The organism is Saccharopolyspora antibiotica (assembly GCF_047200635.1).
Taxonomy (GTDB): Bacteria; Actinomycetota; Actinomycetes; order Mycobacteriales; family Pseudonocardiaceae; genus Saccharopolyspora_C.
The window spans coordinates 58,713-84,967 of record NZ_JBJZOI010000020.1; the positions used below are offsets into that span (position 1 = coordinate 58,713).

27 protein-coding genes and 1 pseudogene are annotated in these 26,255 nt (G+C 75.0%); 17 read left to right on the forward strand and 11 right to left on the reverse strand.

The window, feature by feature from the left end; translation table 11 throughout:
* Positions 1-45 precede the first annotated feature (45 nt).
* The 4 genes from ACL03H_RS17665 (at position 46) to ACL03H_RS17680 (ending at position 3,267) form a co-directional block, all read left to right on the forward strand.
* Positions 46-855, forward strand: a complete 810-nt coding sequence (locus tag ACL03H_RS17665; protein ID WP_412812350.1) for a thioesterase family protein — start codon at positions 46-48, stop codon at positions 853-855.
* Between the two features lie 156 nt (positions 856-1,011).
* Positions 1,012-1,155, forward strand: coding sequence for a hypothetical protein (locus ACL03H_RS17670; RefSeq protein WP_412812351.1), 144 nt, complete (start codon positions 1,012-1,014; stop codon positions 1,153-1,155).
* Positions 1,156-1,157: 2 nt separating this feature from the next.
* The gene (locus ACL03H_RS17675; protein ID WP_412812352.1) at positions 1,158-2,999 is read left to right on the forward strand and encodes an asparagine synthase-related protein; all 1,842 of its coding nucleotides are present in this window, start codon (positions 1,158-1,160) and stop codon (positions 2,997-2,999) included.
* A complete protein-coding gene (locus ACL03H_RS17680; protein ID WP_412812353.1) occupies positions 2,977-3,267 on the forward strand; it encodes a lasso peptide biosynthesis PqqD family chaperone in 291 nt (96 codons plus the stop codon). Before ACL03H_RS17675 ends, ACL03H_RS17680 begins: the two co-directional genes overlap by 23 nt.
* Positions 3,268-3,353: 86 nt before the next feature.
* Here the strand turns inward: ACL03H_RS17680 and purE are convergent, their stop codons facing one another.
* The 3 genes from purE to ACL03H_RS17695 form a co-directional block, all read right to left on the reverse strand.
* The gene (purE, locus tag ACL03H_RS17685) at positions 3,354-3,869 is read right to left on the reverse strand and encodes a 5-(carboxyamino)imidazole ribonucleotide mutase (RefSeq protein WP_412812354.1); all 516 of its coding nucleotides are present in this window, start codon (positions 3,867-3,869) and stop codon (positions 3,354-3,356) included.
* Between the two features lie 91 nt (positions 3,870-3,960).
* Entirely contained in the window at positions 3,961-5,145 is a 1,185-nt protein-coding gene (locus ACL03H_RS17690; protein ID WP_412812355.1) for a 5-(carboxyamino)imidazole ribonucleotide synthase, read from the reverse strand.
* Between the two features lie 101 nt (positions 5,146-5,246).
* The gene (locus ACL03H_RS17695; RefSeq protein WP_412812356.1) at positions 5,247-6,041 is read right to left on the reverse strand and encodes a hypothetical protein; all 795 of its coding nucleotides are present in this window, start codon (positions 6,039-6,041) and stop codon (positions 5,247-5,249) included.
* Between the two features lie 298 nt (positions 6,042-6,339).
* On the opposite strand from ACL03H_RS17695, the gene ACL03H_RS17700 reads away from it, so the two are divergent.
* Positions 6,340-8,625: a sigma-70 family RNA polymerase sigma factor gene (locus ACL03H_RS17700; RefSeq protein ID WP_412812357.1), complete on the forward strand. Its 2,286-nt coding sequence runs from the start codon at positions 6,340-6,342 to the stop codon at positions 8,623-8,625.
* Positions 8,626-8,838: 213 nt separating this feature from the next.
* Positions 8,839-9,345 (forward strand): annotated as a pseudogene (locus tag ACL03H_RS17705) (GtrA family protein); the annotation flags it as partial.
* A gap of 2 nt (positions 9,346-9,347) precedes the next feature.
* On the opposite strand, the gene ACL03H_RS17710 reads toward ACL03H_RS17705, so the two are convergent.
* Positions 9,348-10,622 carry an ATP-binding protein gene (locus ACL03H_RS17710; RefSeq protein WP_412812358.1) on the reverse strand — a complete coding sequence of 425 codons (1,275 nt, stop codon included), beginning with the start codon at positions 10,620-10,622 and terminating at the stop codon, positions 9,348-9,350.
* A 2-nt stretch (positions 10,623-10,624) separates the two neighbouring features.
* Positions 10,625-11,299, reverse strand: a complete 675-nt coding sequence (locus ACL03H_RS17715; RefSeq protein WP_412812359.1) for a response regulator transcription factor — start codon at positions 11,297-11,299, stop codon at positions 10,625-10,627.
* 165 nt (positions 11,300-11,464) lie between these two features.
* Here ACL03H_RS17715 and hisN point away from each other — a divergent pair, with 165 nt between their 5' ends.
* On the forward strand, positions 11,465-12,235 hold the full coding sequence (hisN, locus tag ACL03H_RS17720; RefSeq protein ID WP_412812421.1) for a histidinol-phosphatase: 771 nt from the start codon (positions 11,465-11,467) through the stop codon (positions 12,233-12,235).
* A 1-nt stretch (position 12,236) separates the two neighbouring features.
* On the opposite strand, the gene ACL03H_RS17725 is transcribed toward hisN, so the two are convergent.
* Both ACL03H_RS17725 and ACL03H_RS17730 read right to left on the reverse strand, forming a co-directional pair.
* A complete protein-coding gene (locus ACL03H_RS17725) occupies positions 12,237-12,569 on the reverse strand; it encodes a hypothetical protein (protein WP_412812360.1) in 333 nt (110 codons plus the stop codon).
* Positions 12,566-13,630 (reverse strand): TNT domain-containing protein, encoded by a 1,065-nt coding sequence (locus tag ACL03H_RS17730; protein WP_412812361.1) that lies wholly within the window; start codon positions 13,628-13,630, stop codon positions 12,566-12,568. Before ACL03H_RS17730 ends, ACL03H_RS17725 begins: the two co-directional genes overlap by 4 nt.
* A gap of 158 nt (positions 13,631-13,788) precedes the next feature.
* On the opposite strand from ACL03H_RS17730, the gene ACL03H_RS17735 reads away from it, so the two are divergent.
* Positions 13,789-14,232, forward strand: coding sequence for a MaoC family dehydratase (locus ACL03H_RS17735; protein ID WP_412812362.1), 444 nt, complete (start codon positions 13,789-13,791; stop codon positions 14,230-14,232).
* 50 nt (positions 14,233-14,282) lie between these two features.
* Here ACL03H_RS17735 and ACL03H_RS17740 read toward each other — a convergent pair whose 3' ends face one another.
* From ACL03H_RS17740 to ACL03H_RS17750, 3 genes are all read right to left on the reverse strand, one after another.
* Positions 14,283-15,236, reverse strand: coding sequence for a hydroxymethylglutaryl-CoA lyase (locus ACL03H_RS17740; RefSeq protein WP_412812363.1), 954 nt, complete (start codon positions 15,234-15,236; stop codon positions 14,283-14,285).
* Positions 15,233-15,751, reverse strand: a complete 519-nt coding sequence (locus ACL03H_RS17745) for a PH domain-containing protein (RefSeq protein ID WP_412812364.1) — start codon at positions 15,749-15,751, stop codon at positions 15,233-15,235. Before ACL03H_RS17745 ends, ACL03H_RS17740 begins: the two co-directional genes overlap by 4 nt.
* Positions 15,752-15,818: 67 nt before the next feature.
* Positions 15,819-16,640: a biotin--[acetyl-CoA-carboxylase] ligase gene (locus ACL03H_RS17750; RefSeq protein ID WP_412812365.1), complete on the reverse strand. Its 822-nt coding sequence runs from the start codon at positions 16,638-16,640 to the stop codon at positions 15,819-15,821.
* 234 nt (positions 16,641-16,874) lie between these two features.
* Here ACL03H_RS17750 and ACL03H_RS17755 point away from each other — a divergent pair, with 234 nt between their 5' ends.
* Positions 16,875-18,776 (forward strand): Xaa-Pro dipeptidyl-peptidase, encoded by a 1,902-nt coding sequence (locus ACL03H_RS17755; protein ID WP_459561776.1) that lies wholly within the window; start codon positions 16,875-16,877, stop codon positions 18,774-18,776.
* 233 nt (positions 18,777-19,009) lie between these two features.
* Here ACL03H_RS17755 and ACL03H_RS17760 read toward each other — a convergent pair whose 3' ends face one another.
* Entirely contained in the window at positions 19,010-20,146 is a 1,137-nt protein-coding gene (locus ACL03H_RS17760) for a S1 family peptidase (RefSeq protein ID WP_412812367.1), read from the reverse strand.
* A 364-nt stretch (positions 20,147-20,510) separates the two neighbouring features.
* Here ACL03H_RS17760 and ACL03H_RS17765 point away from each other — a divergent pair, with 364 nt between their 5' ends.
* The 8 genes from ACL03H_RS17765 to ACL03H_RS17800 all read left to right on the forward strand — a co-directional run bounded on the left by ACL03H_RS17765 (position 20,511) and on the right by ACL03H_RS17800 (position 26,249).
* The gene (locus ACL03H_RS17765) at positions 20,511-21,134 is read left to right on the forward strand and encodes a Maf family protein (protein ID WP_412812368.1); all 624 of its coding nucleotides are present in this window, start codon (positions 20,511-20,513) and stop codon (positions 21,132-21,134) included.
* Between the two features lie 95 nt (positions 21,135-21,229).
* Positions 21,230-21,307: a putative leader peptide gene (locus ACL03H_RS17770; RefSeq protein ID WP_412812422.1), complete on the forward strand. Its 78-nt coding sequence runs from the start codon at positions 21,230-21,232 to the stop codon at positions 21,305-21,307.
* 224 nt (positions 21,308-21,531) lie between these two features.
* Positions 21,532-22,809: a dicarboxylate/amino acid:cation symporter gene (locus ACL03H_RS17775; RefSeq protein ID WP_412812423.1), complete on the forward strand. Its 1,278-nt coding sequence runs from the start codon at positions 21,532-21,534 to the stop codon at positions 22,807-22,809.
* A gap of 74 nt (positions 22,810-22,883) precedes the next feature.
* Positions 22,884-23,228, forward strand: a complete 345-nt coding sequence (locus tag ACL03H_RS17780; RefSeq protein WP_412812369.1) for a DUF1707 SHOCT-like domain-containing protein — start codon at positions 22,884-22,886, stop codon at positions 23,226-23,228.
* Between the two features lie 62 nt (positions 23,229-23,290).
* Positions 23,291-24,025, forward strand: a complete 735-nt coding sequence (locus ACL03H_RS17785; RefSeq protein ID WP_412812370.1) for a DUF3558 domain-containing protein — start codon at positions 23,291-23,293, stop codon at positions 24,023-24,025.
* Positions 24,026-24,161: 136 nt separating this feature from the next.
* The gene (locus ACL03H_RS17790) at positions 24,162-24,548 is read left to right on the forward strand and encodes a hypothetical protein (RefSeq protein ID WP_412812371.1); all 387 of its coding nucleotides are present in this window, start codon (positions 24,162-24,164) and stop codon (positions 24,546-24,548) included.
* A gap of 31 nt (positions 24,549-24,579) precedes the next feature.
* Positions 24,580-25,446, forward strand: coding sequence for a PPE domain-containing protein (locus tag ACL03H_RS17795; RefSeq protein WP_412812372.1), 867 nt, complete (start codon positions 24,580-24,582; stop codon positions 25,444-25,446).
* Positions 25,443-26,249: an ESX secretion-associated protein EspG gene (locus ACL03H_RS17800; protein ID WP_412812373.1), complete on the forward strand. Its 807-nt coding sequence runs from the start codon at positions 25,443-25,445 to the stop codon at positions 26,247-26,249. Before ACL03H_RS17795 ends, ACL03H_RS17800 begins: the two co-directional genes overlap by 4 nt.
* Positions 26,250-26,255 lie beyond the last annotated feature (6 nt).

The following is a 26,255-nucleotide window of genomic DNA, read 5'->3' on the forward strand; positions in this document are numbered from 1 at the left end:
GCAGCGGGGGCACAACTTACCCGCAGTAAGATACCGTCCAGTAGCATGTGCGCCGTGCGCGACGAGACGACCTTGTTCCACCGCGAGGGCTTCCACCGCGACGAGGAGCTGTTCCTCCCCACCGAGGCGGCCGGCAACCCGTGGGGCGAGCTCACCGGTGGCGGACCGATCGCCGGGCTGGTCGCCCGGGCCGCGGAGCTCTCGCTCGACGAGCCGGACCTGTTCGTCGCGCGGCTCACCGTCGACCTGCACCGCCCCGTGCCGCGCCGCCCGCTGGCCGTCGCCACCCGCACCGCGCGCGCCGGCAAGCGGCTGCGGATCGTGGAGATCACCCTCACTCAGGAGGGCACCGAGGTCACCCGCGCCACCGCGCACGTCTTGCGGCGCGGCGAGGCCGACGGCGAGCCGGGCACCGGCGGCGTGCCGTTCCCCGGCCCCCGCGATCTGCCCGAGGGCTCGTTGCTGCCCGCCGAGCTCGGGCTGCGCTGGGGCGTGCACGACGTGGTGCGGGTCCGCTGGGTGCGCGACCAGCTGTGCACCGAGGACACCACGCAGGCCTGGATGCGGATGCCGCTGGAGCTGCTCCCGGACGAGCGGACCAGCGCGCTGAGCCGGACCGCGATCCTGGTGGACTGCATCAACGCGGGCAGCCCCGCGGGCACCCTGTTCGGCCCCTTCATCAACAGCGACCTGACGCTGTACCTGCACCGCGCCCCCGCCGGGGAGTGGCTCGGCCTCGAGATGGCGCGCGACGTCGAGAGCAGCGGCCTCGGCGTGGCTCGGGCCCGGTTGTTCGACGAGCTCGGCCCGGTCGGGACCGCGCAGGAAGCCGTGCTCGTGCACCGGCTCGGCTGAGCCACCCCGCCACCGGATCGCCTTTCGCTCCGCGCATTCGTTACGTGACTAGTACCCGCTTCACCGGAAAAGGTCATCATTCAGGTGGGGCATTGTGTCCCGCAGCCGCTTCCTAGCAAGGTGATCACCGGTACGAATCCGTGCCGTGGAACCGTCGTGGAGGCATTGATGGACGAGCGCGCCGTCGTCGAGGTCTACGAAACTCCGATGCTCGTGGAAATCGTCGAATTACCTGAGACGAATTCCGCCGAGACCTTCTCGAACCAACCGGATACTGGTCCCGACGCCAGAATGGAATGAACATGCTGCACCAGGAATCGGGATGGGTCGTCCTCCCCGACGCGCCGACGCCGAAGAACGTGGTCGACGCCTTTCCCGCGCGGGGCCGGATCGTGCTCGCGCACGCCTCGGGCAACCCGTGGCTGATCGGCCGCTTCCCGCACGAGGACCTGGTGCCAGTGGCGCTCGGACCGGTCCGGGTGGCGCTGCTCGGGCACTGCCCGATCGACGCCACCCGCCTCACCGCGATCGTGCGCGAGCTGCGCTCGGTGGCCGATCTGGACGCGGTGCTGCACCGGCTGCCCGGCGGCGTGCACCTGGCCGCCTCGATCGGCGGGGAGGTGCGGGTGCAGGGCGGCATCTCCGGCCTGCGCCAGGTCTTCCACACCCGGATCGGTGGTGTTCCGATCGCCGGTGACCGCGCCGACCTGCTCGCCGAGCTGGCCGGGACGGGCATCGACGAGCAGGCGCTGGCGCTGCGGGTGGCGGTCGGCGGCGCGAGCCCGCCGCTGGACCGGCGGACGGTCTGGGCCGGGGTGCGCGCGGTCCCGCCGGAGGCGTACCTGCGGCTGGCACCCGACCGGGCGGACCTGGTCACCTGGTGGCGCGCTCCCGAACCGGACGTGGGGCTGCGGCGCGGGGCGTGGATCACCCGCGAAGCGCTGGACGAGGCCGTCGGCGGGGGCGCGGGGGACGGCGCCGCAGCGGATCTCTCGGGCCGGATGGATTCCACCGCGCTGTGCTTCCTGGCGGCGCTGCGGAATCCCGAACTGGTCACCCTGCACCGGCGGGAAATCGAGCGGAACGCCGCGCAGGAACGGTGCGCGATCGAGGCCGCCGAGCAATTGCCGACGGCCTCCCACCTCGTGCTCGACGCGCGGGACGTACCCGCCCCGTTCGACGATCCGGGAATTCCCGCGGACGTGGAACAACCGTCGTCCGCGGTGCGCGAAATCGCGCGAATCCGCCGTTGTGCGGAGTTGCTCGGAGAACGCGGAGTGCGGCGCTGGTTCGCGGGTTTCGGCGGTGATGAGCTGTTCTCCGACGCGCCCGGACATCTGCATCCGCTGCTGCGGCGGCGGCCCGTGAAAGCGCTGCGGCGGTTGCGCGGATACCGCTCCCGGGAGAGCTGGCCGCTGCTGCCGGTGCTGGGCTCGCTGCTGGCGGCGCACGACCCCGGGCACTGGTGGCAGGAGCAGGCCGACCACCTCACCGGGCCGCGCCCGGACCCCCGGCGGCCCGCGCTGGACTGGGGTCCCGTCCCGCTGCGCGCCGCGCCGTGGGCGAGCGCCGACGCGGTGGCCGCCGCCCGCTCCGCGCTGCGCCGCGCCGCCGCCGATGCCGAGCCGCTGGCGCCCGAACGGGGCCAGCACCAGCTGCTCACCGCGCTGCGCACCGCTGCCCCGGCGCACCGGCAGCTCGCCCGGCACTGCGCGGCGGCGGGGGTGCGGCTGGAGCTGCCCTACTACGACGACCGGGTGGTCGAAGCGGCGATCTCCGTACGCCCGGCGGAGCGGGCCTCACCCTGGCGGTGCAAGCCGCTGCTCGCCGAGGTCGTGCGCGGCACCGCGCCGGAGGACGTGCTGGCCGCGTCGATGCGCGCGGGCCGGGCTCCGGACGTCAGCGCGGACGTGCACATCGGGCTGCGCCGCAACCGCGGTGCCGTGCTGGCGCTGTTCGCGGACTCGGAGCTCGCCGCGCACGGCCTCGTCGACACCGGCGTGCTGCGCAAGCACCTGCTGGCGCCGCACCTGGATCCGCGCACCCTGCTCGCGGTGGAGCACCTGCTCGGCTGCGAGGCCTGGTTGCGCGGCGCCACCCGACGATCCTCCGGGAGGACCGATGCACCTGCGACTGCGTCCTGACGTCGACCCCACCGACGTGCGGGACGGAACCGTGCTGCTCGACGAGCGCACCGGCCGCCGCTGGCGGCTCAACCGCACCGGCACCCAGGTGCTGCGGGGGCTGCTGATCGGCCAGGACTCCGACCGGATCGCCGACGAGCTCGCCGACCGCCACCGCATCCCCGCTCACGTGGCGCGGCACGACGTCACCACGATCGTCGAGCGGCTCCGCGCGGCCTCGCTGCTGGAGGCGGCGCGGGGAGCGGAGCCGCTGATCACGCGGCGCTGAGCGGTGCGGGCGCCGGGCGGGGAGGCCCGAGGAGCCGGTCCCGCGACGCGAACGCAGCCGGAACCCTGCCGGTTCCCCGGCCAGCCCTACTCGACCTGAGACCGAAGGGCCTCGTGCTTGCCGTGGACCATGCTCTCCAGCTCCGCCTGGAAGGTCGCCATGGCAGCGCGGAGGCGGGCCCCGAGCTCGCCGGAGTCGGCGGCGAGGGTGCGCACCGCGAGCAGCCCGGCGTTGCGCGCCCCGCCCACCGACACGGTGGCGACCGGGACCCCGGCGGGCATCTGCACGATCGACAGCAACGAGTCCATCCCGTCCAGGTGCTTGAGCGGGACCGGTACGCCGATCACCGGCAGCACGGTCGCGGACGCCACCATGCCCGGCAGGTGCGCCGCGCCCCCGGCCCCCGCGATGATCACTCGGAGGCCCCGGCCGGCGGCGTCGCGGGCGTAGTCCAGCATCCGCTGCGGCGTGCGGTGCGCCGAGTACACCCCGACCTCGAAGGGCACGTCGAACTCGGCGAGCGCCTCCCCGGCGGCCCGCATCACCGGCCAGTCCGAGTCGCTGCCCATGATCACGCCGACCAGCGGTGCGTCCTGCGCCATCTCCAGTCCCCTCCCCCGCGCCGGTCCCGGCGCCTCGCTCGCGGGCCCGTTCACCGGGCCCCGCCCCATCCCACCAGCAGGACGGCGGCGGTCAGTGGACCGGGTGGCCGTCGGCCCACTCGCCGCGGGCGAGGAAGTGCGCGGCCAGCTCGGCCTCGCGGCGCACCGCGTCCATCCGCTCGCCCAGCACGGTGACGTGCCCGACCTTGCGGCCGGGGCGCTCGGCCTTGCCGTAGAGGTGGACCTTGGCGTGCGGGAAGCGGGCGAACATGTGGTGCATCCGCTCGTCGGGGCCCATCGCCGGTTCGGCGGGGGCGCCCAGCACGTTCGCCATCACCACGGCGGGCGCGGTGAGCTCGGTGCTGCCCAGCGGGTAGTCCAGCACGGCCCGCACGTGCTGCTCGAACTGCGAGGTGCGGGAACCCTCAATGCTGAAGTGCCCGGAGTTGTGCGGGCGCATCGCGAGCTCGTTGATCACGAGCCCGTCCTCGGTCTCGAACAGCTCCACCGCGAGGACGCCGACGACGCCGAGCGAGTCGGCGATGTGCAGCGCCAGGTCCTGCGCCTCGGCGCGCAGCCGCTCGGAGGCGTCCGGGGCGGGCGCGAGGACCTGCACGCAGATGCCCTCCGACTGCACGGTCTCGACCAGCGGCCAGGCCGCGCCCTGGCCGAACGGGGAGCGGGCGACCAGCGCCGCGAGCTCCCGGCGCAGCGCGACGCGCTGCTCCACGAGCAGCGGGGCACCGCCGGCGAGCAGTTCGCCGACGACGCGCTCGGCGCTCTCCGGGGACTCCAGCGTCCACACGCCGCGCCCGTCGTAGCCGCCGCGCGCGGTCTTGAGCACGCAGGGCCAGCCGTGCTCGGCGCCGAACTCCAGCACCTGAGCGACGTCGGTGATCTCGGCGAACGGCGGCACCGGCAGGCCGAGCTTCGCGAGCTCGCGGCGCATCACCAGCTTGTCCTGCGCGTGCAGCAGCGCGTCCGGGCCGGGGTGCACGGCCACCCCGGCGGCGACGAGCTCGCGCAGGTGCTCGCCGGGGACGTGCTCGTGGTCGAAGGTGACGGCGTCGCAGCCCTCCGCGAAGGTGCGCAGCGCCGCGAGGTCGGTGTGCTCGCCGAGCTGCACGTCCGGCGCGACCAGCGCGGCCGGGTCCTGCGGGGAAACGGCCAGCACCTTCAGCGACTGGCCCAGTGCGATCGCGGCCTGGTGGGTCATCCGCGCGAGCTGCCCACCACCGATCATGCCAACGACGGGAGTACGAGTGCGGTGGTCCACGAGCAGGGGAGCTTACTTCCCGCCCCGAGCCCGTCCCGCGCCGCACCCGAGGTCGGCGGCCCGCCCGCTCCGGCCGGGCGAGCGAGCCGCCGCCCCGGAGATCAGTCGAGCGAGCCCAGCAGGGAGCAGGCCGCGGCGTGGTCGTCCGGGAGACGGTCGCGGTGCACCCGCACCGGGCCGACCGGCGCCAGGCCGGGATCGCCCGCGATCCGCTCCCGCGCCTGCCGCCGCACCCGCTCGCACCGCTCCGCCATCCCGGGGTCGCTGCGGCCGAGCACCGCGGCGGTGTCGGGCCGCAGCAGCGCCGCCGTCTCCCCGGCGTCGAAGACGTCGCGGAGCACGTCGGCGACCAGCACCATCGCCATCATCAGCGGGTAGCCGCCGGTGTCCGGCGGAATCCCCACCGAGACCGTGACCAGCTCGTAGCGCTCCTCGGCGGGCCGGCCCGCCGCCCGCGCGGCGCGGTACACCTCGTGCAAGCGGGTGCGCAGGTAGGGCGGGGTGGTCAGCCCGGTGAGCGGATCCCGCACCTCGCTGCCGGCCACGTACTCCGCCTGCACCTCCGCCCAGCCGAGGGCGACCGGGCGCAGCACCCGAGCGGGCACCGCGTCCGGGTCCGGCGACACCAGCCCGTCGGCCCCGCCGCGCACCGCGTGCAGCGCCGCCACGTCCAGCAGCGCCTCGGCCAGCCCGACCCCGGCCTCCGCCCGCGCCGCACCGAGCCTGCCCAGCGGTTCGTCGAGGTCGTCGTCCAGCACCACCGCCCGGCACACCCGGTCCACGGCGCGCACTCCCCAATCGCTGGGGAAGGGCCAGCCCGCCGCGAGGCTCGCCGTCCGCCACCGGGCCCGCAGCGAGCGGTCGATCCCGTTGCACCCCTGAATCCAATCGCTCATCGCTCCCCCTTTTCTCCGCTCTGGAGACGACCTGCGGGTTCGGACATGACGGAACACTGCGTGCGAAGCGCTCGGAGGCGTCGATCACAATGGGCGGGCGCGGAATCACATCACGTCGGCGGATCGACGACTGATCGCGCGAATGGTTCGATGAGGCGGATCTGCTCCGATCAGCGGTATCCGGAGGGGCCCGGTCGGCGGGTTCGCGCGACGGGCCCGGGGCACCTCCCGGACCGCGCACCTCGCGCACGAACAGCGGCACAGCCCGGACAGCGGCACACACGAAGGAAGGTGCGGCGTGGCCACAGCCCCCGCCGAAGCGCAGGGTCCCAGCGACGGCGAGCTGATCGAGGCCGTTCGGCACGGTTCAACCGAGGCCTACGGCACCCTCTACGAGCGGCACGTCGCGGCCGCCCGCTCCATGGCCCGGCAGGTGGCGAGATCGCAGGCGGAAGCGGACGACCTCGTGTCCGAGGCGTTCGCGAAGGTGCTCGCCTCGCTGCGCGACGGGCGCGGCCCGACGACCGCGTTCCGCGCCTACCTGCTCACCTCGCTGCGCCACGTCGCCTACGACCGCACCCGGCGGGACCGGAAGCTCCAGCTCGCCGAGGACGTGACCGAGGTCTCCGGCGCCGACGTGAGCGAACCGTTCACCGACACCGCCGTGGCCGGGCTGGATCGCTCGCTGGCCGCGCAGGCCTTCGCCCGGTTGCCGGAGCGCTGGAAGACGGTGCTCTGGCACATCGAGATCGAGGGGGAAACCCCGTCGCAGGTCGGCCCGCTGCTGGGGCTCACCCCGAACGGCGTCTCGGCGCTGGCCTACCGGGCGCGCGAGGGGCTGCGGCAGGCGTACCTGCAGGTGCACCTGGGTTCGCTGGGCGACGATCCGGGAGCGGCTTCCTGCCGGGCGGCGGCGGACCGGCTGGGCGCGTGGACCCGGGGCGGGCTGTCGAAGCGGGAGACCGCGCAGGTCGACAACCACCTGGACGGCTGCCCCCGCTGCCGGGGGTTGGCCGCGGAACTCGCCGACGTCAACGGCGGATTGCGCGGGGTGATCGCCCCGCTGGTGATCGGGTCGGGCGCGACGGCCTACCTGCTCGCCGGTGGTGCCGCCCCGGCGACGGCCACCGCCGCGGCGAGCGGGAGTTCGGCGGCGGGCTCGGCGAGCTCGGCCCCCCGGCAGGCGGTGTCGGGGGTGGCCGCCTCGGCCGCGCTGGGCCTCGCGGTGGCGCTGGCGCTGACCTCGGCGACCGTCCCGCAGCAGCCGGTGGCCTCGGCGCCGCCACCTCCCCCGCCGCCCGCGGTGGCACCGGAGCGGCCCGCTCCCCGGCCCGCACCGCCCGCCCCCGCGCCCGACCCCTCCGTCCCGGCGCCCGCGCCCGCTCCGGTTCCGGCCCCGGAACCGGCCCCGCCGACCCCGGTGCTGCACGCGGAGGGGCCGGATCGTCCGTTGACGCTGGTGCCGGGCGGGGATCCGGCGGACCTGCCGATCACCGTCCGCAACGAGGGCACCGGGCCGTCCGAGCCCGTGACGGCGATCCTCGACCTGCCGCCGGGAGTGAGCTCGGAGATCCCCGGGGTGACCAGCGCCCAGGCCGGCCCCGCCTCGACCGGACCGGCCGCCGCCCGCGCGGCGGCGGCGCCTCCGGGCCCGCCGGTCCGCTGCCAGAGCTGGTCGGGCGGGTTGCAGTGCAGCTCGGAGCGCGGTCTGGAGCCGGGCGAGCAGCTCACCTTCGGTCTGCGCGCCAACGCCGCCGCCGACGCCACCGGTGGGGAGATCGGTGCCCGGGTGCTCGCGGGCGGGAACGTCGACCTGCGGCTCTCGGCGATCCAGGTGCGGATGCGCTCCGGGGACGGCGTGGACGTGGCGCTGTCGGCGACCCCGCGACCGCTGCACGACCTGGTGCTCGGCGAGGACGCCCCGGACGGGCCGCCGCTGCGGCTGCACCTGGAGGTGCGGAACACGGGCGTGACCCGGGGCCGCGCGGAGGCCGTGGCGACGCTGCCGGACGGCGCTCGGGCGCTGGGCGTTCCGCCGGAGTGCGCGCCGCTGCCGGACGGCGCCGAGCTGCGCTGCGCGGCGGAGCTCGACCCGGGCGAGTCCTACCGGGGGACGCTGTGGCTGGTGGGCCTGCCGGTCGCGCTCGGCGAGCACGCCGATGGCGAGGATCGCGAGGTCACCATCCCGGCGCGGGCCCGGCTCGGCACCGCCAGCGACACCGCCTCGGTCACGGCGCGGCTGTGGTTCCCTCGGCAGCCGGAGTCCGACTGCCCGCTGCCACCGGGCTGGCCGCTGCACCCGCCGCGGCCGGGTGACTGGCACTGCTGGCTGCCGCCGCTGCCGGAGCTCCCGGGTCTCCCGCAGCTCCCCGAGCCGTCCGCGCCGTCCGAGCCCCCGGAACGGCCCGGGACTCCCGCACCGGAGCCGACGCCCAGCGGCGAACCGGCCCCGGCGCCCGAACCGGAACCCGCGCCCGAACCGCCGCCCGGCCCCGAGCCGGACCGGCCGCTGCCTCCGCTCTCGCCGCGGCCGCCGTGGCACGAGTCGTGGTGGCCCCTGCCCGCCGGGAAGCTCTCCGGCTGATCGGCCGACGCGGACCGGGCGGCGCGGCCAACCCCGGACGGCGCCGGAGCGCGGTGACGACCAGTTGGAACGGGTGGTGCCGCCGCCGCTCCCGCGCGAGGAGATCGACGCCGGTCGCCCGCGCGGGGGAACGAGCCCGCGGCGAGGAGGCCGCCGAGGTTCCGCCACCCGCCGCGGGAGGGCCCGGAGGGAGCGGTCGTTAGCATGGCGGGGGTGTCCGCAGTCGAAGTCGTCCTGGCCAGGTTCCCGCGCGCGCTGCGGGACCGGGCGGTGCGGCACCGCGAGCTGGTCAAGTTCGCGATCGTCGGGGCGACGACGTTCTTCATCGACTCGGCGATCTTCTACGCGCTGAAGCTGACGATCCTGGTCCCGAAGCCGGTGACCGCGAAGGTGATCGCCGTGCTGGTCGCCACGATCGTCTCCTACGTGCTGAACCGGGAGTGGTCCTTCCGCACCAGGGGCGGCCGGGAACGCCACCACGAGGCCACGCTGTACTTCCTGTTCAGCGGCATCGGGGTGGCGCTGTACGCGGCGCCGCTGTGGTTCTCCCGGTACGCGCTGCACCTCCAGACGCCCTACACCAGCAGGCTCGTCGAGGAGATCGCCGACTTCACGGCCGCGCAGGTGGTCGGACTGGTCCTGGGCATGGTGTTCCGCTGGTGGGCCTTCCGGAAGTGGGTGTTCCCCGCCGACGACGCCGAGGACGAACCCGAGGGCGAGGATCAGCGCGGCCGGGACTCGATCTTCCAGGGGACGCCGAGCACGTCGTCGGCCCGGGCCACCGGCAGGTACACCTCGAACAGCGCCGGGCGGGCCTTGCTCAGCTCCAGGCGGCCGCCGTCGGCCTCCACCAGGGCGCGCGCCAGGGCGAGGCCGACCCCCGTGGACCCGCCGGCGGAGAACCCGCGCTCGAAGACGTAGGGCACCAGCTGGTCCGGCACGCCCGGTCCCGCGTCCCCGACCTCCACGACGACGGTGCCGCCGCCGTTGCGCGCGGTGAGCGTGACGGTCCCCTTGCCGTGGCGCACCGCGTTGTCCAGCAGCACTCCGATGGCCTCCCGCAGCCTCCCGGGCGTGGCCCTGGCCAGCAGCCCTTCCGGCAGCCGCTGGCGCAGCGAGCGGCCCTGGGCGCGCAGCGGCTCCCGCCACTCGGCGGCGACCGCGCTCAGCGCCTCGGACACGTCCAGCGGCTCGGCGTCCCTGGCGCGGGCGGCGGTGGCCGCGGCCAGCAGGTCGTCGAGCACGCTGGAGAGCCGCTCCGCCTGCTCCAGGGCGGCCGCGGCCTCCTCGGACACCTCGGGGTCCGGCACCTCGGCCAGCGCTTCCAGCCGCAGGTGCAGCGCGGTGAGCCTGCTGCGCAGCTGGTGCGAGACGTCACCGACGAGTTCCCGCTCCCGCTGCACCAGCTGGGACAGCGCCGCACCGGAGGCGTCCAGCGCGTCGGCGACCCGGTCCAGCTCCGGCACCTCGTGCCGCTTCGGGTCCGCCCGGAAGTCACCCGCGCCGAGCCGGGCCGCGCGGGCCGCGACGTGCCGCAGCGGATCAGCCAGCCGCCGCGCGGTCAGGCCCGCGACCACCATCCCGGTTCCCGCCGAGAGCACCACCAGCAGCAGCACCAGCCCGGCGACCTGCAACTGCTGGGTCCGCACGGGCGCGCTCGGGGTGGACAGCGTGACGGTGCCGCTCTGCACCATCGGCACGCTCTCGGTCAGCGGGGCCTTCCCCGGATCGGAGCCGTAGACGTACTCGTGGTCCCGGGTCCGCACGGTCAGCCGCGCGTCCCTCGGCACCGCGAGCAGCACCGACTCGACGTCGATCGGGCGGCGGGAGGCGACCTGCTCGTCCAGCGAGGTCGCGATCTGCTGCGAGCGGGTGGACAGGTCGGTGCGGGTGAAGTCCTCGACGAGCTTGAGCGCGGTCACGCCCAGCGGCAGCCCCAGGACCACCGCGGTGACCGCCACCGCCAGCAGCGTCGCGAACAGGATCCGCCGGTGCACGGTCAGTCCGCGTTGAACCGGAACCCGACACCGCGCACGGTGGCGATCCGCTGCTCGTCGGCGCGGCCGTTGCCGTCGCCGAGCTTCCGGCGCAGCCACGAGATGTGCATGTCCAGCGTCTTGCTGCCCTTGCGGCTGGCCTCGGGCCACACCTCGTCGAGGATCTCCTCGCGGGTGACGACCTGCCCGGCGTGCTGCATGAGCACCCGGAGCAGCTCGAACTCCTTGTTGGCGAGGCCGACCTCGTGCTCGTCGACGAGCACCCGGCGGGCCGTCAGCTCCAGGCGCACCCCGGACGCCTCCAGCGTCTCCGGGGAGCCGCGCCGCAGCAGCGCCCGGATCCGGGCCATCAGCTCGGCCAGCCGGAACGGCTTGGCCACGTAGTCGTCGGCGCCCGCGTCGAGGCCCACCACGAAGTCGACCTCGTCGGTGCGCGCGGTGAGCATCAGCACCGGGATGCCGCGGCCCTGCGCGCGCAGCCTCCGGCACACCTCCAGCCCGTCCATCTCGGGCAGGCCCAGGTCGAGCACCATCAGGTCGATCCCGCCCGAGGACGCCTCCTGCAACGCCGAGGGGCCGTCCGCGATGACGCGCACCGAGTAGCCCTCCCGCTGCAGCGCCCTCGACAACGGCACAGCAATGGCTGGGTCGTCCTCGGCCAGCAGCACTACGCTCACGCGCCCCAGCCTAGAGGTCCGTCATGATCACGTCGGGCCGCTAGGCGGGAACCTCCCGGCGCCAGCTCTGGTAGCGGCGCCGCGCCCGGGGCGATGCCGGGCGCGAACCAGCAGGTCCGGGGCGCGGTGAGGCCGCGGGCAACCAGTAGGGTTCGGACCGTGACGATCGTCGACGACCTCGCTCTGGCCCGGCACCTCGCGGACCTCGCGGACGCCATCACCGCCTCCCGGTTCCGCTCCCGGGACCTGGCGGTGGACCGCAAACCGGACCGCACCCCCGTCACCGACGCGGACCTCGCGGTGGAGGACGCGGTGCGCGCCGCGCTCGCCGAGCACCGGCCGGGCGACGAGATCGCCGGGGAGGAGCGCGGCGGGCAGGTCGGCGCGGGCCGGACCTGGGTGCTGGATCCGATCGACGGCACGAAGAACTTCCTGCGCGGGGTGCCCGCCTGGGCCACGCTGCTCGCGCTGGTGGAGGACGGCTCCCCCGTGGTCGGGATGATCAGCGCGCCCGCGCTGGGCCGCCGCTGGGAAGCCGCCTCGGGGCGGGGCGCGCAGGCCGGGCCGCCCGGGTCCCCGGAGCCGATCTCGGTCTCCGGGGTGGGCGAGCTCGCCGACGCCTACGTCTCGACGACGCACCTGGGCACCTGGGTGGAGCACCACTCCCGGGAGTCCTACCTGCGGCTGGTGGACGCCTGCTGGGAGAACCGCGCGTTCGGGGACTTCTGGCAGCACTGCCTGGTCGCCGAGGGCGCCATCGACCTCGCCGCCGAGCCGATCGTGAACCCCTGGGACGTGGCGGCGGTGCAGGTGATCGTGCAGGAGGCGGGCGGCACCTTCACCGACCTCAGCGGCGAGCGCACCTTCCAGGGCGGTTCCGCCCTGAGCAGCAACACCCGCCTCCACGACGGCGCGTTGGCGCTGCTGCGCCGCTGAGTCAGGGCGCGGGGGTGCCGTGCGGCGGGGTCGCGGGCTCGTGGGAGACCGCCGGGGCGGCGGGGCGCTCCGGGTCGGCGGGGCCGATCGCGCCGCGCAGCGCCTGGGTCCAGGTGAGCCTGCCGAACAGGTAGAAGCAGGCGACCTGCTCGCTGCTGAACCGCGCCCAGTCGTAGCGGTTGCCCTGCTCGCGCCAGAACACCTCCCAGGCGGGGCCGCCCTCGGCCTCCTCGCGCAGCAGGCACCAGGTGTGGTCGGCCTCGGCCCCGATCGAGACGAGCTCGGCGGGCACGCCCAGCTGGACCAGCCAGCCGAGCAGGCTTTCGGTGTTCACTGCACGATCTCCTCGGTGACCTCGGGCCCCCTCCGGGGCGCGCGCTCGGACATCGGCCGGGTGGGCCGCTCGGGTTCGACCTGGCCCCCGGCCCGGTCCGCGGCCTCGATGACCTGGCGGTCCAGCCGCAGCGTGCCCGCCTCGGCCGCGAGCCGGTCCGCGGTGAGCTCGACGAGGTGCCCCAGCGCCACCAGCTCCGCCGCCGGGTGCGTCAGCCGGTACCGGGTCCCGCCGCCGCGCTCGCCGAACCGGGGCGCCGCCGTCGAGCGCCACACCGGCAGCGGCCGCAGCACCCGGTACCGGCGGTAGGGCAGCTCCAGGTGCTCCGGCGGCAGACCCCGGCAGGTGAACGCGGTGCCCTCGGGCGCCGCGATCCGCTCCTCACCGGAGCCGAGCAGGTCCAGCACCGCCTCCGGTTCCAGCACGATCGGCTCGGCCGGTGCCGGGACCGCCTCCTCCGCCGGTTCGCGGTGCCCGCCGGGCCCGTGCCCCTCGGCGAAGTCCTCCGGCTTCGGCAGCCCCTCCGCCTCCGGCGCCGCGACGAACTCCCCGGAGCGGGCGCGGGCCAGGGCCTCGCGGTCGTCGACGAGCTCGGTGCGCGGGTGGTCGCGCGGCGGGAAGCCGCTCCCGTCCGCCGGCGCGGGGACGGGCAGCTGGCGGCTGGCGTGCGCGGCGGCGACGGGCAGGTAGCCGATCGGGAACTGGTGCAGCCGGAACGCCACCGCCTCCGCGCGGTCTCCCCGCCGGGGTCGCTCCGGCGGCGGGGCCGGGGGCCGGGGGCCGAATCGACCGCCCGGCGGCTGCGGTCGCGAGGCGGCCGGAGCGCCCCACCGGCCGCGCTCCGGCTGCCGGGCGGGGGCCTGCGGCGCCGAAGTCCAGGCCCGCCGCACCGGGTGCGGGGCGGTCACCGAGGCCGGGTCGACCCCGTCCGGTGTCCAGCCGGTCCGACCGCTCACGGACACCGGACCGGTGTGCTCGGCGTCGCCGCGCCACCCGCCGCGAGGGCGCTCCTGGGGCGCGCTCCTGCCCGCACCGGTCATCCCGGGATCATCCGTGGTCACGGCCCCTCCCCTTTCGCAGACGCCCGGCGGCGTGGTCCGGCACCGCCCCGGAGGGCACCGGAGCGCGGACCGCACGCCGTGCGTCGATGGTTCCATGCCCGCCCCGTCCTCCGGGAGCCGGACCGAGCCGCCGGGCACGGGGTGGGAGGATCCGTCGCATGGTGGCGATCGCGTACGAGGACCTCACTCCGGGCCGGGTCTTCGACCTGGGCTCGGTCCGCGTCGACCGGGACGAGATGGTGGAGTTCGCCCGGCGCTTCGACCCGCAGCCCTTCCACCTCGACGAGGAGGCGGGCCGCCGCTCCGTGCTCGGCGGGTTGTGCGCCTCCGGCTGGTACACGGCCTCGCTGTGGATGCGCGCCTACGTGGATCACGTGCTGGCCGGGTCGACCTCGCAGGGCTCGCCCGGTGGCAACGAGCTGTCCTGGACGGCCCCGGTGTTCCCGGACGACGAACTCCGCTTCGGCATGGTCGTCAACAACGCGCGCCTCGCCCGGAGCAGGCCGAACCTGGGACTGGTGGAGATCAGCGGCACCGCCGACCGCGACGAGGAGCGGGTGCTGCGCTTCACCTTCGTCGGCATGTTCGGCACCAGGGCATGACCGGGTGAGCGATCGACCCCCGAGCCCGGGGTGCGGGCGGGTCGCGCGCGTCAGTCCGAGATCAGCGCCTTGACCACCCGGGAAGGGCTGGGACGACCGAGCTGCCGGGCCATCCAAGCGCTGGTGTCCGCCAGCGCCGCGAGATCGACGCCGTGGCGGACGCCGAGGCCGTCGAGCATCCACACCAGGTCCTCGGTGGCGAGGTTCCCGGTGGCCGACTTCGCGTACGGGCAACCGCCGAGCCCGCCCGCCGAGGAATCCACCGCGGACACCCCGGCCCGGAGCGCGGCCGCGGTGTTCGCCAGCGCCTGCCCGTAGGTGTCGTGGAAGTGCACCGCCAGTCGCGCGGGCGGGATCCCGGCCGCGTCGAACGCGCGCAGCACCGCCTCCACCTGCCCGGGGGTGGCGACGCCGATCGTGTCGCCGAGCGAGAGCTGCTCGCACCCCAGCTCCAGCAGCCGCCGACCCGCGGTCACCACCTGCTCCACCGGCACCGGCCCCTCCCAGGGGTCGCCGAAGACCATCGACAGGTACCCGCGCACCGCGAGTCCCTCGGCCACCGCGCGGCCCACGACCGGCTCGAACATGGCGAACTGCGCGTCGAAGCCCCGGTTCAGGTTCCGGCGGCTGAAGGTCTCGGTGCCGGCGGCGAAGATCGCGATGTCGGTGACCCCGGCCCGCAGCGCGCGGTCCAGCCCCCGCTCGTTGGGCACCAGCACCGGGTAGCGCACGCCCGGGCGGCGGTCCAGCCCGGCCAGCACGTCGGCCGCGTCGGCGAGCTGCGGCACCCAGTCCGGGTGCACGAAGCTGGTGGTCTCCACGACCCGCAGCCCGGCCTCGGCGAGCCGGTGCAGGAACTCCAGCTTCACCTCCAGCGGCACCACCTCCCGCTCGTTCTGCAGGCCGTCGCGCGGCCCGACCTCCCAGATCGTCACCTCGGCGGGCAGCCCCCCGGGCTCCGGCGGGGGAACCGTCGCGGGCAGTCCCAGGTCCAGTGCGCTCATCGCTGCTCCCAGCGGTCCTGGTCGTCGTGCTCGGATCCGTCGTTGACCTCCCGGTAGAGCAGCGTGTGCACCTGCTCCACCCGGGGGATGTCGTCGAACTCCAGCGGCTCGTCGGAGGCGGACTCGACGACGAGCGTTCCGCAACCGAACATCCGGTCCACGATCCCGTGGTTGAACCGGACGCTGTTGATCCGCCACATCGGGATGTCCACGCCGCTGCGGGTGAACACGCCCTCGCGGACCATGAGCCGCCGCGAGGTGACCACGAAGTGCGTGGTGCGCCAGCGGACCAGCGGTGCCAGCGTCCACCAGATCACCAGGACGCCGCCGACGACGCCGAGCGCGATCCACATCGGCAGCTCCCACGCCGACCCGGCGGCCAGCGCCGCCAGGTAGGCGCCGCCGCCGATCACGACCAGGAACAGCAGCACCGGCAGGACGAGCATCTTCCAGTGCGGGTGGGTGTGCACCACCACGTGCTCGTCTTCGCCCAGCAGGCTGTCCGGATAGGCCACCCGAGATCCCTCCCTCGTTCTCGCCGCTGATCACGCTACCCGGGTCGGCTCGCCGGGCGGCGAGCGATCAGCGCGGCCGCAGGTGCACCACGTCCCCGGCGGAGACCGGCGTGTCGGCGCCGTCGGCGCCGCGCACCACGAGGCGGCCGCCCGCGTCCACGCCGGTGGCGGTGCCGAGCAGCTCGCGCTCGCCGAGCTGCACCCGGACCCGCTGGCCGAGGGTGCCGCAGAACCGCTGGTAGCGGTCCAGCAGGCCACTGGTGAGCACGTCCCCGCCGTGCGCCCGCCACCGGTCGTCCACGGCTGCCAGCTCGGTGAGCAGCCGGACCGCGAACTCCTGGCGGTCGACCTCGACCCCCTGGTCCGCCAGCGAGGTGGCGGGCAGCCCGCCCGCACCGCGCGGCAGGTCCTCGGGGCCGTGGTGCACGTTCACCCCGATGCCGAGCACGACGGCCAGGCCGTCGGGGGTCGGGACCGCCTCGGCGAGGATGCCCGCGGCCTTCCGCCACTCCTGCCCGTCGCCGAGCAGCAGGTCGTTGGGCCACTTCAGCGCGGCGGGCACGCCGTACATCTCCCGCACGGTCCCGGCCAGGGCGATCCCGGCGAGCAGCGGCAGCCAGGACACCGCCTCGGGCGGCACGCCGGGGCGCAGCACGACGCTGACGTGCAGCCCGCGCCCGCGCGGCGAGGTCCAGGTGCGGTTCAGCCTGCCGCGCCCGGCGCGCTGCTCCTCGGCGAACAGCGCGGTGCGGTCCGCCGCGCCCCCGGCTGCCGCGGCGGCCAGGTCGGTGTTCGTCGACCCGGTCGTGGTGACCACGTCGAGCGCGGCGTAGGGCCCCTCGTCGACCAGACGTCCGCGCAGCTCCGCCGCGTCGAGCAGTGCAACCATGCCGCCAGGTTAACCAGCGCCCCGTCCCGGGCCACCGCGCGCCGACGCCCAGCCCTCGTCCTGTCGCCCCGCCCGGCCGACGGCGAAGCAGCGACCACCGGAGCGACCGGCACCGCCGCGTCCCAACACTTTCGGCCGTGGTCCACCGGTGATCCGCGGCCATAGAGTCGCCGCCGAGATCACCGGAGGTGGGCCGTGCCGACATTCCTCTCCCCGCGCCGAGCGTCCGGGGCCCTGCTGTGCGCGACGCTGGTGGCGCTGCCCGCACCGGCCGTCGCCGCGCCGGAACCCGCGCCACCGCGCAGCGAACCGCTCCTCGCCGGGTACCCGGTGCGCGAGACGGTCTGGGTGGACACCGGCCTGGACGGCGACGGGAACGGCACGACCGACCGGGTCGCCGTGGACATCGCGCGCCCCCGCACCGACGCGCCCGCGCCGGTGATCATGGACGCGAGCCCCTACTACTCGTGCTGCGGACGCGGCAACGAGAGCGAGCTCAAGACCTACGACGAGCAGGGCCGCCCGGAGGGCTTCCCGCTGTTCTACGACAACTACTTCGTGCCGCGCGGCTACGCGACGGTGCTGGTGGACCTCGCGGGCACGAACCGCTCCCAGGGCTGCGCGGACGTGGGCGGGCCCTCGGACGTGACCTCGGCGAGGGCGGTGATCGACTGGCTGAACGGCCGCGCGGCGGGCTACGACGCGGCCACCGGAGGCGCCGAGGTCGGTGCGGGCTGGGCCACCGGGGACGTCGGCATGATCGGCAAGTCCTACGACGGCACGATCGCCAACGGCGTGGCCGCGACGGGCGTCGAGGGGCTGCGCACGATCGTGCCGATCGGCGCGATCAGCTCCTGGTACGACTACTACCGCTCCGACGGGGTGTCCTTCGGCGCGAACCCGAGCGGCCTCGCGGACACCGTCGAGGAGGGCGGCAGGCCCGGGTGCGAGCCCGTCAAGCAGCGCCTCGACGAGGGCGCTCCGGCCAGCGGTGACGTCACCGGCCTGTGGACCGAGCGCGATCACGCGGCGGGCGCCGGGAACGTGCGCGCCAGCGTGTTCGCGGTGCACGGGCTCAACGACCTCAACGTGAAGACCGTCCAGTTCGGCCAGTGGTGGGACGCGCTGGCGCGGCACGACGTCCGGCGCAAGGTCTGGCTGAGCCAGACCGGGCACGTCGACCCGTTCGACTTCCGCCGCGCCGAGTGGGTGGAGGTGCTGCACCGCTGGTTCGACCACGAGCTGCTCGGGCTGGACAACGGCATCGACACCGAACCGGCCGCCAGCGTGGAGCGCGCCCCCGACGAGTGGTCCGACGAACCCGGCTGGGCCGGGGAGTCCGCGGAGGCCACCGCGCTGCACCCGGTGCCCGGTCCCGCCGAGGGCCTCGGCGGGATCTCCGCCGCGCCCGCCCCGCCGGGCGCGCGCACCGCGTTCACCGACGACCCGCGCCAGGACGAGCACGACTGGGCGCGGCACCCCGACGCGGCCTCCCCGGCCCGAGCGCTGTTCACCAGCGCTCCGCTGGCCCAGGACCTGCGGCTGGCCGGCACCGGTTCGATCTCGGTGACCGCGAGCCCGGCCACCTCCAGCGCGCACCTGTCCGCGCTGCTGGTGGACTACGGTCCGGCCACCACCCGCGACCACCTCGGCGACGGCGAGGGCATCCGCACCCTGGACTCCGAGTCCTGCTGGGGCGAGAGCCGCGAGGGCGACGACGCCTGCTACCGGGACACGGAGGCCACCACGACCGACGTGGACTACCAGGTGCTATCGCGCGGGTGGGCCGACCTCGCCAACCACGCCTCGCTGTCCGCGGAAACCCCGCTGGAGCCGGGCACGTCGTACGAGATGACCTTCCGGCTTGCCACGACCGATCACGTCATCCCCGCCGGGCACCGGCTGGGCCTGATCATCGGCGGCACCGACTCGGCGTTCATCGTGGCGCCGGACGAACCGGGCCGGGTCGAGCTCGGGCTGGCGGGCACCTCGGCCTCGCTGCCGGTGGTCGGTGGTCCCGCCGCCGCGGCGGAGGCAGGCCTGTTCGCCCCCGCCGAGGGCACCGCCGGGGTCCGCCCGGACCGGCTCCCGGCCCGCCCCCTGGTGCGCCTCAACGGCGACGGCTTCGCCCGCTGAGAGCTCGTCCCCGGTCGTGCGGTCGCCGATCCGACATGACCAGCGGCGTCAGGCCGCCGAGCGGAGCACCGCTCGGCGACCTGGCGGCACGGCGAGCCTCGGCGCCTTCCCCGCGAGGACAGCGATGTCGCCGTGCGGGCGGCCGCACCGGAGATCGCTCCCGCGACGAGGAAGCCGCCGAGGGTTCCGCCGTCCGCGCCCCGACCGGGCGGGGCGCGTCGGGTGGGGAGCCGTCAGCCCGTGACGAGGCTCAGGCCGAAGGCGCTGAGCGCCTCGCCGACCGGCTGGAAGTACGTGGTCCCGCCGGAACTGCAGTTGCCGGAACCGCCCGAGGTCATGCCCTGGGCCTGGTTCCCGCTGATGAACGAGCCGCCCGAGTCACCGGGCTCGGCGCACACGTTGGTCTGGGTCAGCCCGCTGACCGAACCCTCCGCGTAGCGGACGGTCTGGTTCAGCGCCCGCACCGTGCCGCAGTGCCAGCCGGTCGTCGAACCGGAGCGGCAGACCGAGGACCCGGTGGGGGCGACGCTGTGCCCGGAGACGACCCGCGCGCTGCCGTTGTACATGTTCACCCACGGCCGGGCCGTCCAGTTGCTGTTCGCCGAGACCCAGGCGTAGTCGTTGCCGGGGAACGAGGACCCCTGGAACGAGCCGAGCGCCGCCTGGTTGTAGCCGGAGGCCGAGGTGCCCCGGGTGCCGCAGTGCCCGGCGGTGACCATGCCCGAGCCACCGGAGGAGGTGCGCACCGGGAAGCCGACCGAGCACCGGCCACCGCCCATGTAGTAGGCGTCCCCGCCGACCAGGTCGTAGAGCGGGCGCGGCGCCTCGTCGACCTCGCGGACCCGCACCGGCGCGCCCGCGGTCGCCTCGGCCAGGTAGTCGTCGGCGGCCGCGTCCCGGGTCGCGGCGTGCACGTCGACGACCACGGTGTTCGCCCGCTCGTCCACGTACCAGCCGGTGATCGACGCCGGGGCGCTGGCCTCGGTGCGGTCCAGCTCGGCCAGGGCCGCGTCGAGCTCCGCGCTGCTGTGCCGCACGAGCTGCGCCCGCGCCCCGGCGCGCTCGACCTCGGGGATCTTCGCGGCGTCGGTGACGCCGACGACGAGGTCCCCGCTGGCCGCGTCGAAGTGCGCGCCGCCGAAGGTCGCGCCCAGCGAGCGGCTCAGCGACTCGTCGAGCCGCCGGGCGGTGTCCTCCTGCGCCAGGCGGGTGCGTGCCTGCTGCTCGGACAGGCCCAGGTCGCGCTGCATCGCGGCGACCAGGTCCGGATCCAGCGGCGACGCGGCCGCGACCGGGCTCATCGCCGCGGTCACGGTGCCCGCGACGAGCAGCGCCGCGCTGGTCAACCGAAGGGTTCGCTTCCGACTCATCGTGTGTCTCCCTCGAAATCCGGTGGTGCGGAAATGGGGTGAGCGGCGCGTCCGGGACTCGACTTCGGGCGCGCGGGGCCTCGCCGGGCACAGCTGCCCGGGCCGGCGGAGAGCGGCTCCGGCCTGCGGCCGGGAGCGGAGCGGATCCACGTGCGAACGGGTGGAACCGACGAGGGGAGTCCCTCGCCCGCGGTCCCGCCCGGCCGTCGCCGAACGGGCCCGCGAAGAGGACATTAGGAATCTTCCACCACGACCAGGCACCGCCAATGGGGCTACGCCGTTCCCTGTGAACGCACGTCTCCGCACCGCACAGCGCCGCGAGCCGGCCGGTCGGCGTCCGGCCGGCCCCGGCTACAGTCGGCGCGTGCGCTTCGTCCTCGCCTCCGCGTCCCCCGCCCGCCTCGCCGTGCTGCGCGCCGCGGGCATCGATCCCGACGTGCGGGTGTCCGGTGTGGACGAGGACGCGATCGCCGCCGCGCTCACCGATCCCGCGCCCGCCGAACTGGTCACCGCGCTCGCCCTGGCCAAGGCCGAGGCGGTGCTCGCCGGGCTGCGCGCCGAGGACGAGCCGGGTGAGGCCGTGGTGGTCGGCTGCGACTCGATGCTGTCCCTGCACGGCGAGGTCGTCGGCAAGCCCGGCGAGCCTGAGATCGCCGCGAAGCGGTGGCGCGGCATGGCCGGGAGCACCGGCGAGCTGCTCACCGGGCACGCGGTCGTCCGGCTGCGCGACGGCGAGGTGGTCGCCCGCGCCCAGGGCCACCGGGGCACCGCGGTCCGCTTCGCGGAGCCGAGCGAGGAGGAGCTGGCGGCCTACATCGGCTCCGGCGAGCCCCTGGGGGTCGCGGGCGGGTTCACGCTGGACGGCCTCGGCGGCTGGTTCGTGGAGGGCGTGGACGGCGACCCGTCGAGCGTGATCGGCATCAGCCTCCCGCTGACCCGGAACCTGCTGTCCGAGGTCGGGCTGCGCGTCACCGATCTCTGGCGCTGACGGACCGCCCGTCGCCCTCGATCACCGGTGAACGCGGCCACATTTTCACTCGTTCAGGATGGTTCGGACCTGACTCCGGGTTACAACTGGCCGCAATGGGAACTCAGCGGTGGTACCTGACCTCGCGCCTGCACGTCGATCTGCGACGGCAGGCCAGCTGCACCTGTCCCTGACCGGTCCCGAGCCCGGTCCGGCCCCGCGCCGGACCCCGCCCCCGCGCTGATCGCGGGGCCCGCTCGGCGGTTCCGGCCCTCCCGCGCGCGCTCGCGCGCACCCTCCCCCGGCGCCCGCGCGCCGTCCGGATCTCGCAGTCAGGAGACTTCCCGTGTCCACCTCACCCGCTTCGAGCGACGAACAGCCGCAACGGCGGTCGCCCAGGTTCGCCTTCAACCCGAAGCTGTTCGCCGTGGCGGTCGTCGCCTCGCTGGTGCTCGGCGCGCTGCTGGGCTGGGTCGCGAAGGCGACCGGGGCGCAGTGGCTGATCACGACGCTGGACACGATCGGCTCCACGTTCACCGATCTGCTCACCTTCACGGTGCTGCCGCTGATCTTCACCGCCATCGTCGTGGGGATCACCAGCCTGCGCTCGGTGGGCGGCGGCCGGACCGCCGCCCGGCTCGGGGGCCGGACCGCGCTGTGGTTCGCGATCACCTCGCTGATCGCCGTGGTGATCGGCCTCGCCGTGGGCCGGCTCGTGCAGCCGGGTCAGGGCCTGGTGCTCGAACCCGATCCGGAGCGGCTGCGCTCCATCGGGGAGAAGACGCAGGGCTCCTGGCTGGACCTGATCACCGGGCTGGTCCCGGGCAACCTGGTCAGCGCCTTCGCCGAGGGCGAGACGCTGCAGGTGGTGTTCGTGGCGCTCATCATCGGCGCCGCCGCCTACAGCCTCGGGGACACCGCGAAGCCCTTCGTGGAGTTCAACCGCTCCCTGTTCGAGGTGATCCAGCGCGTGCTGGGCTGGATCATCCGGCTCGCCCCGCTGGGCACCCTGGGCCTGATCGGCAACGCGGTGGCCACCTACGGCAACGAGTTCTTCGCACCGCTGCTGAAGCTGATCGGCGCCACCTACCTGGGTTGCGCGCTCGTGCTGTTCGCGGTCTACCCGGTGCTGCTGCGCTTCGTCGCGAAGGTCAGCCCCGCGACCTTCTTCGCGAAGGCCTGGACGGTGCTGCAGTTCGCCTTCGTCTCCCGCTCCTCCGGAGCGAGCCTGCCGCTGAGCAGGCAGACCGCCGAGAACCTCGGGGTGAGCAGGTCCTACGCGAACTTCGCGGTGCCGCTGGCGACGACGACCAAGATGGACGGCTGCGCGGCGATCTACCCGGCGGTGGGCGCGATCTTCATCGCGAACCTCTTCGGCATCCAGCTCGGCATCGCGCAGTACCTGACGATCGTCGCGGTCGCGGTGTTCGGCTCGATCGCCACCGCCGGGGTCACCGGCTGGTTCACCATGCTCACGCTCACGCTGGGCGCGCTCGGGTTCCCGCCGGAGGTCGTGGCCACCGGCATCGCGATCGCCTACGCGGTCGACCCGATCATGGACATGATGCGGACGGCGACGAACGTGGCGGGGCAGATCGTGGTGCCCGTCGTCGTCGCGCGCGGCGAGGGCCTCCTCGACGACGAGGTGCTGAACGCCAAGAGCGACCCCCCGCTGCTGTCCGGCGCTCCCGCCTGATCACCCGCGCCCCGGTCCGGTCCGGACTCCTTCCGGCCGGTCCGGGGCGTTGTCCGGGGGCCTAGGATGACGGCGTGCGCGCGAGGGACAGGGACCTGCGGATCGGCGACGCCGAGCGGGAGACCGCGATCAACCGGCTCGGCGAGCACCTCACGGCGGGCAGGCTGGACGTGGTCGAGTACGACGAGCGCTGCGCCACCGCCGCGGGCGCCCGCAGCAGGGCCGAGCTCGACGCGCTGTTCGCCGACCTCCCCGGCGCGCGTCCCGACCGGAGCCGGAAGCGGGTGCCGCGCGGCGAGGTCCTGTTCGGGCTGGCGGGAGCGGCGCTGCTGCTGGTGCTGGTCGCGCTCACCCGGGACCTGTGGCTGCTGGGCTTCCTCGCCGTCTTCGGGGTCGCCTGGGTGCTGCGCCGCCGTTGACGACTCGCGAAGCACGAGCGAGTTCACCCGGGACCGGCGGTGCTTTCGTTACGGTGAACGCCATGCACAGCTCGCGGACCGCCCCAGCGCGGAGCCGGTGGGTGCCCGCGCGGATGACCGGGGCGTGCGCGGCAGGCCTGCTCGCCCTCTCCGGGTGCGGTTTGCTGCGCTCCGAGCCCGCTGCCGAGACCCCCGCTCCGCTCCCGCCGCCGCCCGCCCCGACCTCCAGCGCGCCGCCGCCCCCGCCGCCGCGGCCGTTCGAGCTCAGCATGGTCGACGTCGACCCGTGCGAACTGCTCACCGCGGACCAGCGCGGGCAGCTCGGCTTCAACCGGGATCCGCTGGCGGACACCGAGGGCGGCTTCGGCGACGCCCCCACCTGCTCGTTCCGCAACACCACCGCGAAGGTCGGCGCCCGGCTGTCGCTGATCACGACCGAGGCCATGGACGTCTGGACCGACGACACCGCCCAGGTGCAGGCCACCCCGGTGATCGTGCACGGGTTCCCGGCGCTGGTCATCAAGACCCCGGACCTCGACCTGTCCTGCAACGTGGCGGTGGACGTCGCCGAGGGCGAGCACCTGGACGTGCTCTACCGCGACGACGGCGGCCAGCCCGCGCCCCCGCTGGACGCCCTGTGCGCTGGAGCGCGGCGGGTCGCGGAGGACGCGGTGGCCTCGCTGGCGAACCCGGCCCCGCAGACCTCCGGGAGCACCACCGGGTCGGCCGAGGACTCGACCGCGAGCACCAGCTCCGACTCCTCGGAGCCACTGGTCTCCCCCCGCCCGACGGAGTGATCTCCGGCGAACGCCGCGTCCCGGTGCGGCCGAACGGCCGAGGAGTGTTGATACTCACCGCGTTTGGAGCACTCCCCACGGTGACGAATAGTGATTAGAGTGAGCGCGGACGTCTTACCCGTGGGAGGGAAACCCCGTGCCGTTGCACCTGCCGTCGGGGGACGGCCCGCCGGATTCCACCGCGCCACCGGGACTGCCCGGCGCGGGGGGATCCATGCGCGTCGACCCCACCGCCATCCCGAGCCTCGTGAGCGCCTTGCAGTCCTCGCTGGACCAGGTGGGCGTCGAGATCGAGCACGCCATCACCGAGCTGCGCATCCGGCCGTGGGCCGGGGACCCGATCAGCAGCACCGCGGCCGAGCAGTTCAACCAGCGCTCGGTCGGCGGCGACCAGGACGCGCTGACCGCCCTGTGCGGCTACCGCGACCAGCTCCAGTCCGCGGCGGAGTCGTTGCAGCTGGCCAACCAGCACTACCAGGACACCGACGACGTGAACGTGGTGCGGCTCGGCGGAGGGTGCTGACCATGACCGCCCACGCGGAAGGCGGGACCCGATGAGCGACCACCGCTGGCAGGGCTACCGCCACGAAGAGCTCTACGAGCAGATCCACCAGGGTCCGGGAGCGGACGCCTCGACGGACTCGGTGCGGCGCTGGAGCGAGCTCACCCGCACCCTCGGCGAGATCGACGGCGACCTGGCCGCCGCGCTGAACTCCGCCATGTCCGGCTGGCAGGGCGCCGCGGCCGACAACGCGCGGGGCGGCCTCCGACCGCTGGGCGACTGGGCGCAGCAGGCGCAGCAGGCCGCCGAGCTGATGCGGGACCGCACCGAGCAGCAGGCCGCCTTCATCGGCAAGGCCCGCGCCGACATGCCGCGCCCGCAGCCGGTGACCACCGAGGACCCGGGCTCCGCGATCACCGGACTGGTGCACCTGTTCGGCGGGCAGACCGACTACGAGGTGCAGGAGTCGCGGCAGAACGCGGCCGAGCAGCGCGCCTTCGAGGTGATGCGCACCTACGAGCAGTCCACCCGGGCGAACACGACCTCGCTGGCCTCCTTCGCCCCGCCGCCGCAGGTGGTCGTCGACGCCACGGCGGGCGCGCCCGGCGGCGCGCGGAGCTGGCAGCAACCGTCGGTCACGATCAGCTGGGGCGGCACCCCGGTCCCGGCGCCGCGCGGCGCCGCCGGATCCACCCCCGGGCAGTCCGCCCGGAGGCAGTCCGGGCGGGGCGGCGCGGGGCGCGGCTCGGAGCGCGGGCGCGGCACGCACCCGGCGAGCGCGAGCGGTGGCCGGGCACGGCGCCGGGAGGACGACGTGGTGGACCGCGAGGTGACCGAGCGGATCGGCGGCGGCGACGGGTTCTTCGACGCCCCGCAGACCCTCTCCCGCCCGGTCATCGGCGGTGATCCCGGGCGATGATCGGCGGCGCCGCCCTCCCCGGGGCCGGCCCCGTCCGGTTGTCCGCGTTGGAGTTCGACGTGCTCGCCGAGCACCTGGGACTGGAGACGCTGCCGCTGGTGCTGCGGGTGCCCTCGCCGGGCCGGACCTGGTCGGAGCGCGCGGAACTCGCGGACTCCGCCTGGGCCGCGCTGGACCGGCGGCGCCTCGGCGACCGCCACGACCTCGACCCGGCGCTGGAGCGGATGCTGCTGCTGCTCGCCCGACCGTTGTCGGAAGTGGACGGGCGGACCTGGTTCGAGCGCAGCGTGCGGGTGCTGGCGGCCTCCGGCGTTCCGGACGGCAGCGGTGCGGACGCGGTGCTCGTGGTCAAGGACGAGGACCAGCTGACCCTGCGGCCGGTCTCGGCGGCGGGCCTGGTGCGGGAGGCGACCTCGGTGCTGCCCCCGCTGTCGGCGGGCCCCGGCCGTTCGGTGACGGTGCCCAGCGCGGACCTCGACGCGGCCGCCGACGCCACCGGTGGCGACCCGGAGGCGCTGGAAGGGGAGCTGGTGCGTCGCGGGGTGCGCGGCGACGACGCGGAGGTGCTGACCTCGATGGTCCGGGAGGCGGGCGCGCGCGGGCAGTTCGGCGCCGCCGTGCGCGACCGGCTGGGCCGCCGGGTGCGGGCGCCCCGGGTCGTCGGCTTCTTCGACACCCCGCGCGGCCGCTACGCGCAGGTGCGGCGGAACTCGCCCTCCGGTGACTCCTGGAGCACGATCTCCCCCGCCGATTCCCGTCGCCTGGTCGCCCACGTCGAAGAGCTGCTCGGCGACGTTCCCTGAGCGAGC

What these genes read in the sequence shown, in the direction of transcription:
- ACL03H_RS17735 (WP_412812362.1), top strand. Translation starts at nt 13,789, where the DNA reads ATGGTGGCGATCGCGTACGAGGACCTCACTCCGGGCCGGGTCTTCGAC.
- ACL03H_RS17665 (WP_412812350.1), top strand. Translation starts at nt 46, where the DNA reads ATGTGCGCCGTGCGCGACGAGACGACCTTGTTCCACCGCGAGGGCTTC.
- ACL03H_RS17770 (WP_412812422.1), top strand. Translation starts at nt 21,230, where the DNA reads ATGGGAACTCAGCGGTGGTACCTGACCTCGCGCCTGCACGTCGATCTG.
- ACL03H_RS17680 (WP_412812353.1), top strand. Translation starts at nt 2,977, where the DNA reads ATGCACCTGCGACTGCGTCCTGACGTCGACCCCACCGACGTGCGGGAC.
- ACL03H_RS17675 (WP_412812352.1), top strand. Translation starts at nt 1,158, where the DNA reads ATGCTGCACCAGGAATCGGGATGGGTCGTCCTCCCCGACGCGCCGACG.
- ACL03H_RS17785 (WP_412812370.1), top strand. Translation starts at nt 23,291, where the DNA reads ATGCACAGCTCGCGGACCGCCCCAGCGCGGAGCCGGTGGGTGCCCGCG.
- ACL03H_RS17750 (WP_412812365.1), bottom strand. Translation starts at nt 16,640, where the DNA reads ATGGTTGCACTGCTCGACGCGGCGGAGCTGCGCGGACGTCTGGTCGAC.
- ACL03H_RS17800 (WP_412812373.1), top strand. Translation starts at nt 25,443, where the DNA reads ATGATCGGCGGCGCCGCCCTCCCCGGGGCCGGCCCCGTCCGGTTGTCC.
- ACL03H_RS17740 (WP_412812363.1), bottom strand. Translation starts at nt 15,236, where the DNA reads ATGAGCGCACTGGACCTGGGACTGCCCGCGACGGTTCCCCCGCCGGAG.
- ACL03H_RS17695 (WP_412812356.1), bottom strand. Translation starts at nt 6,041, where the DNA reads ATGAGCGATTGGATTCAGGGGTGCAACGGGATCGACCGCTCGCTGCGG.
- ACL03H_RS17795 (WP_412812372.1), top strand. Translation starts at nt 24,580, where the DNA reads ATGAGCGACCACCGCTGGCAGGGCTACCGCCACGAAGAGCTCTACGAG.
- ACL03H_RS17760 (WP_412812367.1), bottom strand. Translation starts at nt 20,146, where the DNA reads ATGAGTCGGAAGCGAACCCTTCGGTTGACCAGCGCGGCGCTGCTCGTC.
- purE (WP_412812354.1), bottom strand. Translation starts at nt 3,869, where the DNA reads ATGGCGCAGGACGCACCGCTGGTCGGCGTGATCATGGGCAGCGACTCG.